Source organism: Zobellella sp. DQSA1 (genome assembly GCF_041950555.1).
GTDB lineage: Bacteria > Pseudomonadota > Gammaproteobacteria > Enterobacterales > Aeromonadaceae > Oceanimonas.
This window is the reverse complement of record NZ_CP169531.1, coordinates 1,660,763-1,677,312: the sequence shown is the minus strand read 5'-3', so window position 1 is coordinate 1,677,312 and position 16,550 is coordinate 1,660,763. Positions and strand designations below refer to the sequence as shown.

Here is a 16,550-nt window from a genome sequence, read left to right as displayed (position 1 = left end):
CCTTACGCCTTCATCACCTTGACCGCGCACTTCTTGAAGTCGGTCTCTTTCGAGAGCGGGCAGGTGGCGTCCAGGGTCAGGCGGTTGATCAGCTGGCTCTCGTCGAACCAGGGCACGAACACCAGCCCCTTGGGCGGCCGGTTACGACCGCGGGTTTCCACCCGGCTCTTCATCTCGCCCCGGCGGGAAGCGATCACCACCTCGTCGCCCCGGCGCAGACCCCGTTTCCGGGCATCGTCCGGGTGCATGAACACCTGGGCGTCGGGATAGGCGCGGTGCAGCTCCGGCACCCGCCGGGTCATGGAGCCGGAGTGCCAGTGTTCCAGCACCCGACCGGTGGACAGCCAGAGGTTGTATTCCGCATCCGGCACCTCGGCCGCCGGCTCGAACGGCAGGGCAAAGATGATGGCCCTGTTGTCCTTGTGGCCGTAGAATTGCACCCCGGTGCCCTTCTCCACATAGGGGTCGTAGCCTTCCCGGTAACGCCACAGGGTCTCCTGGCCGTCCACCACCGGCCAGCGCAGGCCGCGGGCCTGGTGGTAGACATCATAAGGGGCCAGGTCATGGGCCTTGCCCCGGCCGAACTTGGCATACTCCTCGAACAGGCCTTTCTGCACATAGAAGCCGAAGTGATCCCGTTCGTCGTTGAGCTCGTTCTTGCAATCCTCGGACGGATACTGATCCACCTGGCCGTTGCGGTAGAGCACCTCATAGAGGGTCTTGCCCCGGTATTCGGGTGCCTTGGTCAGCAGCTCCTCGGGCCAGACTTCTTCCATGGTGAAGCGTTTGGAGAACTCCATCAGCTGCCACAGATCCGACCTGGCTCCCTCGGGGGCTTTCACCTGCTGGTACCATACCTGGGTACGGCGCTCGGCATTGCCGTAGCCGCCTTCCTTCTCCACCCACATGGCGGTGGGCAGCACCAGATCCGCCGCCTGGGCGGTGACGGTGGGATAAGGGTCGGACACCACGATAAAGTTGGCCGGGTTGCGGTAGCCGGGCAGCCCCTCCTCGTTCATGTTGGGGGCGGCCTGCATGTTGTTGTTGCACATCACCCAGTAGGCATTGAGCTTGCCGTCCTTGAGCATACGGTTTTGCAGCACGGCGTGATAACCCACCTGCGGGTTGATGGTGCCGTCTGGCAGCTTCCAGATCTTCTCGGAGTAGGCGCGGTGATCCGCATTGGTGACCACCATGTCCGCCGGCAGTCGGTGGGCGAAGGTACCCACTTCCCGGGCGGTGCCGCAGGCCGAGGGCTGGCCGGTGAGCGAGAAGGGGCTGTTGCCCGGTTCGGATATCTTGCCGGTCAGCAGGTGGATGTTGTAGACCATGTTGTTGGCCCAGGTACCCCGGGTATGCTGGTTGAAGCCCATGGTCCAGAAGGACACCACCTTGATGTAGGGGTCCGCGTAGGCCTGGGCCAGCGCTTCCAGCTTGTCGGTGGGCACGCCGGAGAGCTTGGCGACGGTTTCCACGTCGTAATCGGCCACGAACCTGGCGAATTCCTCGAAGCTGATGGGGGTGGAGGCGCCAGAGTCCGGGTGGGCCGCCGCCTGCTGCAGCGGATGGGTCGGGCGCAGGCCGTAGCCGATGTCGGTTTCGCCCTTGACGAAATTGACGTGTTTCTCGACGAAATCCTGGTTTACATAGCCGTTCTCGATGATGTAATGGGCGATGTAGTTGAGGATGGCCAGATCGGTCTGGGGATGAAACACCATGCCGTTGTCCGCCAGTTCGAAGCTGCGGTGCTCGAAGGTGGACAACACATGCACCTGCACATGGGGTGCGCTCAGGCGACGGTCGGTCAGCCGTGACCAGAGGATGGGGTGCATCTCCGCCATGTTGGAGCCCCACAGCACGAAGGCGTCGGTGGCCTCGATGTCGTCATAGCAGCCCATGGGCTCGTCCATGCCGAAGGTGCGCATAAAGCCGACCACGGCGGAGGCCATGCAATGACGGGCGTTGGGGTCCAGGTTGTTGGAGCGGAAACCGGCCTTGTACAGCTTGGCGGCGGCGTAGCCTTCCATGATGGTCCACTGGCCGGAGCCGAACATGCCGATGCCGTCGGGCCCCTTCTCCTTGAGGGTGGCCTTCCACTTCTCGGCCATGATGTCGAACGCCTGATCCCAACTGATCGGAGTGAAGTCCCCATCCTTGTCAAACTTGCCGTTTTTCATGCGCAGCAGCGGCGTGGTCAGCCGGTCCTTGCCGTACATGATTTTCGACAAAAAATAACCCTTGATGCAATTCAGGCCCTTGTTGACCGGCGCATCCGGATCCCCCTGGGTGGCCACTACCCGCCCGTCCTGGGAGCCCACCAGCACCGAGCAGCCGGTGCCGCAGAAGCGACAGGGGGCCTTGTCCCACTTGATGGAGGTCTGATCCCGGCTGGTGATCAGATTGGTGGCTCCGGCCGGCACGGCCAGCCCGGCGGCGGCGGCGGCGGCGGCCACCGCATTGGCCTTCATAAAGGCGCGACGACTCAGCTTCATTGTTGCTCCTCACCTGCTTCCAGTTCAGCAAATTCATGATAAATAAGGGTGGTAGACAAAATACCGTCCAGCAGCGCTATCTGGTCGATACGACTGACCACCGACTTCTGGGTGGGACCCTCGATCGCCACCACCAGCTTTCCCTGCTCTCCCGACACCGGCACCTCCACCCCGTCCATGGCGCTGATGGCCTGCAACGCCGGCGCCAATAATTCTGGCCGGCAATAAACCACCAGGCTGGCGACGTGCCATTCATTTGCTTTGCTCATGCTTGCTCCTGACTCAGAATCTTGATGGCGGCCGCCGGACAGCCGGCGACACAGGCGCCACAGCCGGTGCAACGCTCCGCGTCCAGCTCGGGACGGGCCACGGCACCCAATTGCGGCCGGAAACGGATGGCCTGCGGCTCGCAACTGTCTTCGCAACTGCGGCAGTGCACGCCCTGAATGGCCAGGCAGGCGGCACCGAAGCGAGCCTGCTGCCGCCAGGGCGACGCCGACCGGGGAGCGAAGATATCTTCCTGGCACACCTCGGCGCAGCGGCCGCAGAAAGTGCACTCTCCCCGGCTGAAATCCACCACCGGAAAGCCGCCGTCACCCGCGATGATGATCCGTTCCGGGCAGGCCCGCAGACAGTCGCCGCAACGGCTGCAGCCGTCGGTAAAGTTCAGCCAGTCACGCGACCAGGGCAGCGGATTCTCCGGCCTGGCCGGGGTTAATCCACCCTTGAGCCAGCGCCGCCGTGATAAGTCCGGTCCCGATGTCATAAGCCCCCGTTTTGCCATAACTTTTTGTGTAGCATAGACGTTAAGATGATATTTGCCTGATGCTTATCACCTATTGGTTATATGGTATTAGCGGGGGAGCAAGCGGAGGAATACCACCTAGTGGGTACAAAGGAGGGAGTGTTGATCTGGATCAACCGGATACTACCGCAGCAGGAGAAAACGGGGCTTTCTCCTGCGGGAAGAGGTCTCGGAAAGAAGTTCAGCCGCCGATAGAGGCCAGATGAGGGGTCATGCCGGTCTGCCCCTGATGGAGAAAGTGGGTCGCCTTTTTATCGGCCAGGGCTTCGCGCAAACGCAGTTGGAGGGCTGCGTGCTGGTCGTCTTCGGCCAACAGATCCCGTAGCTCTACCCCGTAATCACCGAACAGGCACAGATGCAGCTTGCCGAGCGAGGAGACTCGCAGCCGGTTGCAGCTGGCACAGAAGTCCTTGGCATAGGGCATGATAAGGCCGATTTCGCCCACATAATCCGGATGCCAGAACACCTCGGCCGGGCCGTCGTTGTGGGCCCGCACCTTTTGCTGCCAACCCGAACGCAGCAGTTGCTCCTTGATAAGGGCGCCACGCACATGGTGACGGCTGAACAGCTCGTCCATGTCGCCGGTCTGCATCAGTTCGATAAAGCGCAGCTGGATGGGGTTGTCCTTGATCCAGCCCAGGAAGCGCCCCAGTTCGCCATCGTTCAGGCCGCGCATCAGCACCGTATTGACCTTGACCTGTTCGAATCCGGCGGCAAAGGCGGCGTCGATGCCCGCCATCACTTCCTGGAAGCGATTTTCCCCGGTGATCTGGTGGAACATGCGCGAGTCCAGGCTGTCGACGCTGACGTTGATGGCGGACAACCCGGCACTGCGCCAGTCGGCCACCTGGCGTGCCATGCGATAACCGTTGGTGGTCATGGCCACCTTGCGTATGCCGGGGGTGGCGGCCACGGTTTCGATGATGGCGGTAAAATCCTTGCGCAGGGAAGGCTCGCCTCCGGTAATGCGCACCTTGTTGGTGCCCATGGCGGCAAAGACGCGGGTCAGGCGACGGATTTCGTCCAACGTCAGAAAGGACTTGCGGCCATCGGGCCTATAGCCATCGGGCAGGCAGTACTGGCACCTGAAATTGCAGACGTCGGTGACCGACAGCCGCAGATAGTGGAACTTGCGCGCGAACGCATCCTGTAATTCAAACATAAACACCTTTCCAAGAGGGAGGCAGGGACATTTCTATCACTACCCTTACAGCCGTGGCTGAACGGTCTGGCAACCCTATTGACCCTGGCCAACTTAGGTTTACCCGACTCGGAGTTTGTTAAGTTCATCCTGTTTTCTACCCACCACCTTAGGTAAAAACATAGCTTCAGATCAAGAAAAATTTGTGGCAAGGATAAAATTGCCTACCGAATACCACTATTGCCCTGCCGATATGCTTTGCATATGCTGGTGATCTATTACCATACCGACTCTCTCATCATCACAGAAGCAACGACGCCCATGACACAAGTCCAACCCGCCACCCTGTTACTGGTCGATGACCACCCGCTGATGCGCAAAGGAATTAAAACCTGGATCACCGCAGCCGGTCCTTTCAACGTGGTGGCCGAAGCCGACAACGGTGCCGAGGCCCAACGCCTGGCCGCACAGATCAACCCGGATCTGATTCTGCTCGATCTGAACCTGGGTGAGGAGCAGGGTTCGGACGTGCTGCTGGCGCTGAGGCAGCAGGGCTACCAAGGCAAGGTGGTGATCCTGACCGTCTCCGACAGCCAGGACGATGCCCAACGGCTGCTCGATCTCGGCGCCGATGGCTACCTGTTGAAAGATATCGAGCCCGAATCACTGATCCCGGCCCTGAAGCAGGCCCTGCTCGGTGACAAGCCGGTCAGTGAAAAACTGCAGGAAGCCCCGCGTCATGCATCGGCCGAGCATCTGGCCAGCCTGACCTACCGGGAGCGCCAGATCCTGGCCCTGCTGGCGGAAGGCTTCAGCAACAAGCAGATCGCCGACAACCTCAACATCGCCGAGGGGACGGTGAAAGTACATATGAAGGCGTTGATGCGCAAGCTGGACGTCCAGTCGAGGCTGGAAGCCGCACTGATCTACCTGAACGGCAGAGAGCCGCAAAGTGGCAAATTGCAAAAAAACTAACTCTCAAACTGCAAAATTTCGCATACCGCATCGCTCAAAAAACCAGCTTCAGAGTCGCAAAGCCTGACAATCCGCGGGTTTGAAAAGTTGGCACGATAATTTCATATACTATTACAGTCGTTTTTATCCCGTGCTCTCTTCAGCTCCCGCTGAAGTTCGGTCAACCCATTGGGTTGACCATTTTTTTTGCCTGTCAACCGCGACCAAGCCGAGCCTCAAACTCATTCAAGGTGGCATCCAGACTCTGCTGCCACGCAACCATCTGCTCAGCCACCTTGTCCGTGTCACGCTCACGGCAGGACTGCTCCAGTTTTTCACTCAGGTAGTGGCAACGCAGGGCACCATAGCTGCCACAAGCCGATTTCAGGCTATGACAACAGTCCGCCATCTGCCCATAATCCCGTTCAGCAAAGGCCTGGCAGAGGATGCCACCCTGCTGGCGACCATCCTCCACGAACAGCGCCAACAGCCGGGCCAGCACTTCGGCGCCCAGATCCTGCTCAAGCCGCCTCAACTGGTGCAAGTCAAGCAGAGGCAACCGTGCCTGCAGTGTCAGCCAGTCGGTCATGCTTCCCTCCCCCAACTTTGCAGCTTGCGATAGATGGTGGAAGGACTCACCTCCAGTAGGGCGGCGGCGCGGGAAACATTGCCCTGGCAATGATTGATGGCGCTTTCGATCGCCTGCCGCTCCAGCGTCGCCAGCGGAATCACCCGTGCCGAAGCGGAATCGGCAAGTACATGCTGGGCGGCGCTGTGGGAAAGCGGCTTGTCCAGCGGCGCCGGCAACATATCCAGCTCTATCCACTCCCCCTGATGCAGCACCACCGCGTTGCGGATCACGTTCTGCAACTGGCGCACGTTACCCGGCCAATGGTAGGCCTGCAGCCGATCCTTGGTGGCCTCGGACAAACCGACGAAGGACTTGCCCTCTTCGCGGGAAGCCTGCCGTACCAGGGCGGTGGCGATGCTGAGCACGTCGGCTCCCCGCTCCCGCAGCGGCGGCAGCTGCACCGGGATCACATGCAGGCGATAGTAGAGATCTTCCCGGAACCGCCCCTGCTCCACCTCGACCAGGGGATCCCGGTTGGTGGCACAGACGATGCGCACGTCCACCTTGATCTGCCTGGAGCTGCCCACCGGCTGAATCAGCCCGGTCTGCAGGAAGCGCAGCAACTTGCTCTGCAGCTCCAGATCCATTTCGCAGATCTCATCCATGAACAGGGTGCCGCCATCGGCCCGGATCACGGCTCCATCCCGGTCCTGCAGGGCACCGGTAAAGGCGCCCTTGATATGGCCGAACAGCTCGCTCTCCATCAAATCCTTGGGAATGGCGGCACAGTTGAGGGCGATAAAAGGGCCCTCGGCCCGACCGCTCAACTGGTGGATGGCCTCGGCGCAGACTTCCTTGCCGGTACCGCTTTCACCGGTGATGAAGACGGTCGCACTACTGGGAGCGGCGTTCTCGATCAGCCGATATACCTTCTGCATCGGCAGGCTCTCACCGATAAAACCCTGGAAGCGCTTCTGCTCTATCTCGTGCCGGAACCGGTCCACCAGCTGGTTGAGATGGCGGAACTTCATGGTGTTGTGCAGCGTCACTTTGAGCCGCTCCGCCTCCACCGGCTTGTTGATGAAGTCGTGGGCACCCAGGCGCATGGCGTCCACCGCCACATCGACCGAGCCATGGGCCGTCATCACAATGGTGGTCACTTCCGGATGCTCCCGGTGCAGCCATTGCAGGATTTCCATGCCTGGCATGTCCGGTAAAATCAGATCAAGCAACAGAATGTCCGGCGGCTGCTGACGAATGTGTTCCAGTGCCTGCTGGCCGTTACTGACCACCGTCAGCGACAGTGGCTCATCCTGCAGATAGGCCTGATAAAGCGCCGCCAGGGAAGGCGTATCCTCTACCAACAAGACATTCAGTCTTTCATCTACCATCTTTTATCTCTCACCTTTACCGTCCGGCTGGTCTTTTTGATACTGACCATGAAAAAATACTTGCAGCAAATTAACTTCATGTTAACATGAGATCAACATGTAGTGTGACTCATTTGTCACTCTTCTCCGCTGCTCATTTTGTTGTTAGGAACGACGACAGTTTATGCCTGTGTGGCTGCTGCGAAACCAGGGTATCCATGTACCCTGGTCTTTTTTTTGCCTGCTCAGGCCGGATTGTCGATGTCTGCAAAGCTGACCCTGAGCCCGTGTTCCGTCGCCAGCCATTCCCCCAACGCCTGGATCCCGTAACGCTCGGTGGCATGATGACCGGCCGCAAAAAAATGCAGTCCCTGCTCCCGGGCCACGTGCACGGTTTGCTCCGAGACCTCACCGCTGATAAAGGCATCCATGCCCTGCTCGGCCGCCAGTTCGATAAACCCCTGGCCACCGCCGGTACAGAAACCGACCCGATGGATCAGAGAGGGGCCGGTATCCCCCACATGCAACACAGACCGCCCCAATCGCTGTTGCAGCCGCTCGGCGAGCTGTACCCCGCTTAAGGGATCATCCAGCACCCCCTGCATCGCGACGGACAGCACATTGCCCGGCTCCAGCGGCCCCGTGCTACGAATGCCCAGCAGCGACGCCAACTGGGCGTTATTACCCACTCCGGGGGCTATATCGAGGGGCAGATGATAGGCATAGAGATTGATATCATGACTGAGCAAGGCCTTGAGCCGTCGCCGTTTCATGCCCCGTATCCGCTCGTTTTCACCTTTCCAGAAGTAGCCGTGATGTACCAGGAGCGCATCCGCGCCCAGGGCAACGGCATGGTCCACCAGCGCCTGGCTGGCGGTAACGCCGGTAACAATATGGCAAACCTCGCTTTTGCCTTCCACTTGCAGGCCGTTCGGACAATAATCCTTGATAGCTTCCACATTGAGCTGCCGGTTTAGCAGCCGTTCGAGTTCCAGATTATTCATGCTGGCTCCATCGCGTATGTTTGGCTCATTGTAAAACAAAAGGTGTCACTTATGAGCTATTCCCTCGGTCATCTGTTGAACCGTCTGACCGATCCCGTGGTACGGGACCTGGCCTGGGCCCTGGCCAGCCCCAACCTGCTGCATGCCATCTCCGAGTCTCCCGATAACAGCTGGTACCAAGACCTGCTCGGGGAATACCAAGCGCGCTTGTTCGAGCTTGATACGGCACCGGCGGTACTGCATGCCCACTGCCGGCCTTATCGCCGACTGGGGCAGTATTTCGAGGCACTCTGGCACTTTTTCCTGCTGGATCATTCCCGCTTTCAACTGCTGGCGTATAACTGGCAGCAGGTGGTTGACGGCACCACCTTGGGCGCATTCGATTTTATCGTTCGGGACAAGCAGTTACAGCGTACAGAACACTGGGAATTGGCGGTAAAGTTTTATCTGGTCACGGATCCGCACTCGGCATTTGACAATGCCAGGGGAGTGAATCCTCGCGACAAGCTACGACACAAATTAGAACATATGCTCTACCATCAGCTTCGGCTCAGCCAGCATCCACAAATTCGGGAGCGGCTCACCCGCCAGGGGCTGTTACCCGAGACAAGACGTCTGATCCTGAAAGGACGCCTGTATTATCCCTCCGCCTGCAGACAGTTTTTATGCGAGCAGGGAGAGCGCGGACAATGGGGAACCGAATGGCCGGATGCCTCGTTCGAACCACAGCAAAAGTTGGGCTGGCTGACGGGGGGCCGCTGTTGTGAACAGCAGGGAGTCAAGCAGAATTACAAAAACAAGCACGGCGATTGGTATATCAGAGTGGACGAAAAGTGGCTGGACAGCCAGGGCAGAGACGATTGAGATATGGAGGCGCGTTCCGGAGTCGAACCGGACTAAACGGATTTGCAATCCGCTGCATAACCGCTTTGCTAACGCGCCTTTGCAGAATTTGGAGCGGGAAACGAGACTCGAACTCGCGACCCCAACCTTGGCAAGGTTGTGCTCTACCAACTGAGCTATTCCCGCTTAAAACTTTTAACTTGTGCATGGGGCCGCGCTGCGACCCTCAATCAACTTCAGCAAGCTTGAGCCCTACCAACGGAGCTATTCCCGCTTTATCGAACCGCGCCGCGGCCGATGGATGCGCATTATAGGCAGGCGGGCGGACAATACAAGCCATTTTTCTTTTATTCAACCTATTTGCTTTATTTTTCAGCGAGTTGAACACTTTTTGTCAGCCATACCTTTGGCGACAGGCGCCAACCCCGGCTAAGCTTGCTGGCATTCCCTTTCACGGAGGCCGCCCATGCCCCTGCTGTTGCTTGTACTGCTCTGGAACCCCGTCACCCTTGCCGATACCCCGGTACCGGAAGCAGCCGCCGGCTGGAGGAGCAATCCCCTGGTGACGGCAGACGAGGCCATGGTGGTCACCGCCAACCCCTATGCCAGCCATGCTGCACGGCAGCTGTTGCGCCAGGGCGGCACCGCGGTGGATGCCATGATAGCGGCGCAGGCGGTACTGGCCCTGGTCGAGCCGCAGTCGTCCGGGCTCGGCGGTGGCGCCTTCCTGGTGTACTGGCAACAGGATGAGGGGAGATTGACCACCCTGGATGGGCGAGAAACCGCGCCCTTTGCCGCACCACCGGATCTGTTCCTCGATGAGCGGGGCCAGCCACTCGCCTTTATGGACGCCGTGGTCGGCGGCCGTTCGGTGGCGACCCCCGGCACCCCGATGCTGCTGTGGCAGGCCCATCAGCGCTTTGGCCGCCTGCCCTGGCGGGAGCTGTTCGCTCCAGCCATCACGCTGGCCCTCAACGGATTCACCGTGTCGCCGCGCCTGGCCCGGCTGGTGGCGGAAGAGCGGGAGTCGCTATCGAGGGATCCTCAGAGCCGGGCCTATTTTTTCGATGACGCCGGCCGGCCGTTACAGGCCGGTAGCACCAGGGCCAACCCGCTGTTGGCGGCCGTCCTGACCCGCCTCAGTCTCGAAGGACCGTCGGCGTTTTATCAGGGTGAGATTGCCGCCGCCATGGTCGACAAGGTGCAACATGCCAACCCGCCGGGCTATCTCGGCCTCGAGGATTTGAACGACTACCGAGTCAAGGAAAGGCCGGCGCTGTGCGCCCCATACCGGCAGTATCAGGTCTGCGGCATGGGCCCCCCCAGCTCGGGTGCGCTCGCCCTGGGGCAGATCCTGGGTATGCTGTCTCATGTTGAGCTGGCACAGCTGGGACCCAACTCGCCACAAAGCTGGCGCTGGATTGCCGACGCCTCACGCCTGGCCTTTGCCGATCGAAACCGTTATATCGCCGACAGCGATTTTGTGCCGGTGCCGGTCACAGGGTTGCTTGAGCCGGCATACCTGGCCGGGAGAGCCCGGCTGATTGCCGAGCGCTCCCATGCCTTGCAGCAGGTTTTACCCGGCTTGCCGGCCCCTTCGCTCGGCCACTTCGCCTCGGACGATTCACTCGAGCTTGCCGCCACCACTCATATCAGTATCGTCGACCAGGAGGGCAACGCCCTGGCAATGACTTCCACCATCGAGCACGGATTCGGCTCCCGGCTGATGGTGCAGGGCTTTCTGCTCAACAACGAGCTGACCGACTTTGCCTTCAGCCCCGAACATCAGGGCGCACCGGTAGCTAACCGGCTGGAGCCGGGCAAGCGCCCCCGCTCCTCCATGGCCCCGACCATAGTACTCTATCGGGACAAGCCCCTGCTGGTAATAGGCTCACCAGGGGGGAGCAGCAGCATCGGCTATGTCCTGCACGCTCTGGTCAATGTGCTCGACTGGGGCATGGACATGCAGGAAGCGCTGCACCAACCGCATCTTCTGCATCGGGGCAATGTACTGGAACTGGAGCCGGGAGGGCGCAACCAGGCGTTGCAGGCGGAGTTGGAGCAACAGGGCTTCGAGACTCGTCTGACCGAACTCCATTCCGGCCTGCATGGCATCATGTTGCACCAAGGGAGGGTGAGCGCCAGTGCCGACCCCAGGCGGGAGGGGATCGCCCTGGCCGCCGACTGACAGCCTTGCAACAAATGTTAAATATCAGTTACACAAACAGATGCCGGCGTGTGAATTATGCGCTCAGTCACGTATATTGACGCCCTGGACCGGACCCTGCTCAAGTTTGAATGGCCGGGGTCGATAAGCAATAACCAAATAACAGAAACTAAAAATCAGATGAGCAGAAGAAACCAGAACGTTATTGATGAGGAAGTCACCTACAACGACCAGGAACAGCTGGTTTCCACTACCGATCTGCGCGGCGTCATTACCTATGCCAACGAGGTCTTCTGTCGTGTTGCCGGCTACCAGGCCGAAGAGCTGGTCGGTAAAAACCACAATATCGTGCGTCACCCGGAAATGCCCAAGGCGGCGTTTCAGGACCTTTGGGATCGTGTCAAAGCCGGCCAAGCCTGGCGGGGGGCCGTCAAGAATCGCTGCAAAGACGGCCGTTATTACTGGGTAGATGCCTATGTCACTCCCATCTATCAGCAGGGCAAGATAGTGGGATACCAGTCGGTTCGCACCCGGCTCGATGACCGGACCCGTGACCGGGCCAGCAAAGCCTATCGCCAGTTGCTGAAACAGGAGCAGGGCAAGGCCGGCGCATTTTCCGTGCTGAAACTGGCCATGCCCTGGCTATCGATGACCGGTTTGCTGGCGCTGCTGGCCGGGGCCTTTTTCAACGGCGGCGCCGGACAGTTGCTGTGGAGCCTGTTGCCGGTCGCTTGGCTCGCCGTCTGTTATCGCAAACCGCTGTTCGGAACCCGACACTATTTCCGTAGCCTGGGCAAGGACTACGACAGTATTTCACGGCTGGTGTATTCCGGTGATGAACCTCATTCCATCGCCGATTATCACCTTAAAATGTGGCAGGCCCGCACCCGGACCATACTGGGCCGGGTCGATGATGCCACCGGTTCACTCAAGTCCCTGGCCGGCTCGCTGATGCAGGCCATGATCGGGGCCCGGGCCGATCTGAGCCGGCAAGACAGCGATACCCACCAGATCGCCGCCGCCATCGACGAAATGTCGGCCACCACCACCGAGATCACCCAGAATACCCAGCGGGCCGCCACCAACGCGGCAGAAGCCCAGCATCAGTGCCAGCTGACCCAAAGCCAGTTGGAGCAGACCAAGCAGAAGATCATCGCGCTGGCACGAGAAGCCGAACACGCCGCCGAAGCCACTTTTGCCCTCACCCAGGAGTCGGATCGCATCGGTACCCTGATGAGCGAGATCCAGGGGATTGCCGATCAGACCAACCTGCTGGCCTTGAATGCCGCCATCGAGGCCGCCCGCGCCGGTGAGCATGGCCGGGGCTTTGCGGTGGTCGCGGAGGAAGTCCGTGCCCTGTCGACCCGCACTCACGGCGCCACCGAACAGATCCAGACCAGCATCAATCAGATCCAGCAGACCCTCGCAAAATGGCGAACCATGATGGACGCCAACCTGGAGCACAGCCAGGAATGTGTGGACGCGGCCGAAGCCGGCAGCACCAGCTTGGGCCGGGTGGTCGGCGAAATCGATGATATCGTGGGGATCACGGTACAGATTTCGGCCGCCGCCGAACAGCAGCAGTTGGTGGCCGAAGACATCAGCCGTAATGTACATCAGATTTCCGAAGCCTCGTCCGCCAATCTGGACAAGATTGCCCATGTGGAGGCTTCGAGCAAACAGTTGCTGGAGCGCTCCCAGGGGCTCAATGACATGACCCGCACCTTTTCCTGAACCCATGTCGCCCCACGATCGTGCCGTACTGACCCTGCTTGCCCTAGTTCCGAGGGGAAAAGTGGTCAGTTACGGTCAGTTGGCGGACCTGGCCGGGCTGCCGGGCCGGGCACGGCTGGTGGGCCGTATCCTGAAAACCCAGGATACGGCAGCCCTGCCCTGGCACCGGGTGGTGGCGGCCTCGGGCCGGATCAGCCTGCCCAGAGACAGCGAGGGCTGGCACGAGCAACGGCAACGGTTGCAACAGGAAGGAGTCTTACTGAAAGGAGACCGGGTATCGATGAGGCAGCATCAGTGGCAACCGGATCTGGCTGCCATGCTGATGTTGATGGAACGCTGACGCCGGCGCGGCTCAGTCGGTCTCTTCCAGTAACTCGCTGATATGCACCTGGAAGGGGATGGTCTCATCCTCTCGTTGCAACAGCACCAGCTGGTTATTGACATCGACTTCCAGCACATAACCCGAGCCGTCTGCGGTATGGCAAATCATGCCCGGTCTTATTTCATGAATGTCCATATTCACTCCCCATAAACAGGCCCGGCCTGTGGTCGTTTAACGTCCCTGTTTCATTGCGCTGTACTCGTGCTGTGATTCTGAATACTGACCGGACATAGCTGCCCGGTCACGTCATGCGGCTTGGCTGTTGTTATTTTCCCTTCTGGTTTTGCCGCCACTTACCATCAGTATAATGAGCGGTCCAGCCGGTGGCTTTTTTATTGACCTCGGTCATCACATATTGTTCCTTGTTTTTACGGCTGAAGCGCACCACGGCCTTGTTGCCGTCTGGATCCTCGGTCGGCGCCTCGGTCAGATACAGGAACTTGGCCGGCAGCCGCTCCTTGAAGCGCACCAGTTCCTCCACCAACGGGGCCCGGGTTTCTCGGGACTTGGGAAAATTGCTGGCAGCCAGGAACACCCCGGCGGCACCATCACGCAACACGAAATAGGCATCGGACTGGCTGCACGGCAGCTCGGGCAGGTGCACCGGATCTTCCTTCGGCGGTGCCACTTCACCACTTTTCAGGATTTTTCGGGTGTTGCCGCAAGCGTCGTTGGTACAGGCCATGTATTTGCCAAACCGGCCATTCTTCAGCTGCATCTCGGCACCGCAGCGATCGCAGTCGATCACCGGGCCTTCATAGCCTTTGAGCTTGAACTGGCCTTCTTCCAGTTCATAGCCGTCACAATCCGGGTTCTGGCCGCACACGTGCAGCTTGCGCTTGTCGTCGATAAGGTAGGCATCCATGGCGGTGCCGCATTTGGCACAACGGTGCTTGGCGCGCAGGGCGTCGGTTTCCGCTTCGTCATCGTTGGCCAGTACAAAGTCATCACCCGGGATCAGGTTGATGGTCTGCTTGCAGCGCTCCTTGGGCGGCAGCGCATAGCCGGAACAGCCGAGGAAAACCCCGGTGGTGGCGGTACGAATACCCATCTTGCGGCCGCAGGCCGGACAATCGATATCGGTCAGCACCATCTGGTTGGCACGCATGCCGCCTTCTTCCGAGGGCCGTTCGGCCTTTTCCAGCTCTTCGCTGAACTCGGCATAGAAGGCATCCAGCACCTGGGTCCAGTTCAGGCTGCCGCCGGCAATTTCATCCAGCTTGCTTTCCATCTGGGCGGTGAAATCGTAATTCATCAGCTCGGCGAAACTTTCCTGCAACCGGTCGGCGACAATTTCGCCCATTTTCTCCGCAAAGAAACGCCGGCTCTCCACCTTGACGTAACCCCGGTCCTGAATGGTGGAGATGATGGACGCGTAGGTAGACGGCCGGCCGATGCCGCGTTTTTCCAGCTCCCGTACCAGCGCCGCTTCGGTGAAGCGGGCTGGCGGCTTGGTGAAGTGCTGTTTGGGCTCAAGCTGGTCGAGATTGAGCACTTCGCCTGCCTGTACCGCCGGCAGTTCGGTGTCTTCGCCCTTGCGGCTCTGGGGCGCCAGCGCCTTGGTCCAGCCGGCGAAGCGCAGGATACGGCCCCGCGCCTTGAGTTCATAATCGCCGGCCTGCACCGTGATGGTACTGCTGTCGTACTGGGCCGGGACCATCTGGCAGGCCACAAACTGGCGCCAGATAAGGTCATAGAGCCGCTTGGCATCGGCTTCCATGCCGTCGAGCCGGTCCGCCGCCAGAGCCACGTCCGAGGGCCGGATCGCCTCGTGGGCCTCCTGGGCGTTGGCCTTGGCACCGTAAACATTGGGGGTCTCGGGCAGATAAGACTGGCCGTACTGCTCCTGGATAAAGTCGCGGACTCCGTTTACCGCCTCCTGACTCAGGTTGGTGGAGTCGGTCCGCATATAGGTGATATAGCCCGCTTCGTAGAGCCGCTGGGCCAGCATCATGGTGCGCTTGACCCCGAAGCTCAGCCGAGTACTGGCCGCCTGCTGCAGGGTGGAGGTAATGAAGGGCGCCGGCGGCTTACTCTGGGTCGGTTTGTCTTCCCGCGACACCACTTCGAAACGGCTGGCTCGGAGCGCCGCCACCGCCGCCATGGCCTGCCCTTCGTTGACCGGCCGGAACTCCTTGCCCCGGTATTTGGCCACCATCATGACCAGCGCCAACTGTTGCTCGTTGCTCAAGGCGGCCTGGATATCCCAATACTCTTCCGGCACGAACGCCTTGATTTCACGTTCTTTTTCCACGATGAGCCGCACCGCCACCGACTGCACCCGGCCAGCGGACAGGCCCCGGGCCACTTTTTTCCACAGCAGCGGCGACACCATGTAACCCACGACCCGATCCAGGAAGCGGCGGGCCTGCTGGGCGTTGACTCGATTCTGGTTGAGATCGGCCGGATGGCTGAACGCCTCCTGAATGGCGGTCTTGGTGATTTCGTTGAACACCACCCGCTTGAAACGGCCGTCATCACCGCCGATCAACTCCTTAAGATGCCAGGCGATGGCCTCCCCTTCCCTGTCCAAATCCGTTGCCAGGTAGACAGTATCGGCCTTTTCGGCGAGGCTTTGCAGCTCGGACACCACTTTTTCCTTGCCGGGCAACACCTGGTAATCCGCCTTCCAGCCCTGCTCCGGATCCACCCCCATACGCGCAATCAGCGCCTGGTGTTCTTTCTGCTGCTTGAGCCGGGCTTTCTCTTCCGGACTCAACTGCTTGGTGTCGGCCTTGCGGCCACCGGCTTTTTTCGCGGTAGAGGAGCCGGCGGTAGGCAGGTCACGCACATGGCCGACACTGGATTTGACGATAAAGTCCTTACCCAGATATTTGTTGATGGTCTTTGCCTTGGCGGGCGATTCGACGATAACCAGCGATTTGCTCATAAAGCGCGTATAGATCCTTAAAGTCTGGCCCCGTTCGGGGAGTCCGGCGGCAAGGTGATGACGGCTGTATAAGTGAAAAAGCCGTAAAAAGCAAACTTGCCGGGCCTGGGCCGGAAAAAAGTTCGGTGAATTTATATTTATTTATTAACACCTTCATGCCTGCCGGAATCAACTGCTTTTTTTAGCCCGCTGCCTGT

At 59.9% G+C, this 16,550-nt stretch carries 14 protein-coding genes, 2 tRNA genes and 1 riboswitch; of the genes, 5 read left to right on the top strand and 11 right to left on the bottom strand.

What is annotated here, in order from left to right; genetic code table 11:
- Positions 1-2: 2 nt before the first annotated feature.
- The 4 genes from napA to moaA form a co-directional block, all read right to left on the bottom strand.
- Positions 3-2,492 carry a nitrate reductase catalytic subunit NapA gene (napA, locus tag ACEVBK_RS08035; RefSeq protein WP_375058082.1) on the bottom strand — a complete coding sequence of 830 codons (2,490 nt, stop codon included), beginning with the start codon at positions 2,490-2,492 and terminating at the stop codon, positions 3-5.
- Positions 2,489-2,761, bottom strand: coding sequence for a chaperone NapD (locus tag ACEVBK_RS08030; protein WP_375058081.1), 273 nt, complete (start codon positions 2,759-2,761; stop codon positions 2,489-2,491). Before ACEVBK_RS08030 ends, napA begins: the two co-directional genes overlap by 4 nt.
- The gene (napF, locus tag ACEVBK_RS08025) at positions 2,758-3,258 is read right to left on the bottom strand and encodes a ferredoxin-type protein NapF (RefSeq protein WP_375058080.1); all 501 of its coding nucleotides are present in this window, start codon (positions 3,256-3,258) and stop codon (positions 2,758-2,760) included. The genes ACEVBK_RS08030 and napF overlap by 4 nt, the downstream gene beginning before the upstream one ends.
- Before the next feature lie 220 nt (positions 3,259-3,478).
- Positions 3,479-4,459, bottom strand: a complete 981-nt coding sequence (gene moaA / locus ACEVBK_RS08020; RefSeq protein WP_375058079.1) for a GTP 3',8-cyclase MoaA — start codon at positions 4,457-4,459, stop codon at positions 3,479-3,481.
- Positions 4,447-4,584, bottom strand: a riboswitch (molybdenum cofactor riboswitch). (Overlaps the previous gene by 13 nt.)
- A 175-nt stretch (positions 4,585-4,759) precedes the next feature.
- On the opposite strand from moaA, the gene ACEVBK_RS08015 reads away from it, so the two are divergent.
- A complete protein-coding gene (locus tag ACEVBK_RS08015; RefSeq protein ID WP_375058078.1) occupies positions 4,760-5,413 on the top strand; it encodes a response regulator in 654 nt (217 codons plus the stop codon).
- A 193-nt stretch (positions 5,414-5,606) separates the two neighbouring features.
- On the opposite strand, the gene ACEVBK_RS08010 is transcribed toward ACEVBK_RS08015, so the two are convergent.
- The 3 genes from ACEVBK_RS08010 to ACEVBK_RS08000 form a co-directional block, all read right to left on the bottom strand.
- Positions 5,607-5,981 (bottom strand): Hpt domain-containing protein, encoded by a 375-nt coding sequence (locus tag ACEVBK_RS08010; protein WP_375058077.1) that lies wholly within the window; start codon positions 5,979-5,981, stop codon positions 5,607-5,609.
- A complete protein-coding gene (locus tag ACEVBK_RS08005; protein WP_375058075.1) occupies positions 5,978-7,354 on the bottom strand; it encodes a sigma-54-dependent transcriptional regulator in 1,377 nt (458 codons plus the stop codon). Before ACEVBK_RS08005 ends, ACEVBK_RS08010 begins: the two co-directional genes overlap by 4 nt.
- 224 nt (positions 7,355-7,578) lie before the next feature.
- Positions 7,579-8,337 carry a Nif3-like dinuclear metal center hexameric protein gene (locus ACEVBK_RS08000; RefSeq protein WP_375058074.1) on the bottom strand — a complete coding sequence of 253 codons (759 nt, stop codon included), beginning with the start codon at positions 8,335-8,337 and terminating at the stop codon, positions 7,579-7,581.
- 51 nt (positions 8,338-8,388) lie between these two features.
- Here ACEVBK_RS08000 and ACEVBK_RS07995 point away from each other — a divergent pair, with 51 nt between their 5' ends.
- A complete protein-coding gene (locus ACEVBK_RS07995; protein WP_375058073.1) occupies positions 8,389-9,201 on the top strand; it encodes a DUF1853 family protein in 813 nt (270 codons plus the stop codon).
- 4 nt (positions 9,202-9,205) lie between these two features.
- Here ACEVBK_RS07995 and ACEVBK_RS07990 read toward each other — a convergent pair.
- Both ACEVBK_RS07990 and ACEVBK_RS07985 read right to left on the bottom strand, forming a co-directional pair.
- A tRNA-Cys gene (locus tag ACEVBK_RS07990) sits at positions 9,206-9,279 on the bottom strand.
- Between the two features lie 11 nt (positions 9,280-9,290).
- A tRNA-Gly gene (locus ACEVBK_RS07985) sits at positions 9,291-9,366 on the bottom strand.
- 280 nt (positions 9,367-9,646) lie between these two features.
- On the opposite strand from ACEVBK_RS07985, the gene ggt reads away from it, so the two are divergent.
- From ggt to ACEVBK_RS07970, 3 genes are all read left to right on the top strand, one after another.
- Positions 9,647-11,368: a gamma-glutamyltransferase gene (ggt, locus tag ACEVBK_RS07980; RefSeq protein ID WP_375058072.1), complete on the top strand. Its 1,722-nt coding sequence runs from the start codon at positions 9,647-9,649 to the stop codon at positions 11,366-11,368.
- Positions 11,369-11,527: 159 nt separating this feature from the next.
- The gene (locus tag ACEVBK_RS07975; protein ID WP_375058071.1) at positions 11,528-13,081 is read left to right on the top strand and encodes a methyl-accepting chemotaxis protein; all 1,554 of its coding nucleotides are present in this window, start codon (positions 11,528-11,530) and stop codon (positions 13,079-13,081) included.
- A gap of 4 nt (positions 13,082-13,085) precedes the next feature.
- The gene (locus tag ACEVBK_RS07970; protein WP_375058070.1) at positions 13,086-13,421 is read left to right on the top strand and encodes an MGMT family protein; all 336 of its coding nucleotides are present in this window, start codon (positions 13,086-13,088) and stop codon (positions 13,419-13,421) included.
- A gap of 12 nt (positions 13,422-13,433) precedes the next feature.
- Here the strand turns inward: ACEVBK_RS07970 and ACEVBK_RS07965 are convergent, their stop codons facing one another.
- Positions 13,434-13,598 carry a hypothetical protein gene (locus ACEVBK_RS07965; RefSeq protein WP_202085333.1) on the bottom strand — a complete coding sequence of 55 codons (165 nt, stop codon included), beginning with the start codon at positions 13,596-13,598 and terminating at the stop codon, positions 13,434-13,436.
- 130 nt (positions 13,599-13,728) lie between these two features.
- Complete coding sequence (gene topA / locus ACEVBK_RS07960; RefSeq protein ID WP_375058069.1) at positions 13,729-16,353, bottom strand: type I DNA topoisomerase; 2,625 nt, start codon at positions 16,351-16,353, stop codon at positions 13,729-13,731.
- Positions 16,354-16,550: the final 197 nt, after the last annotated feature.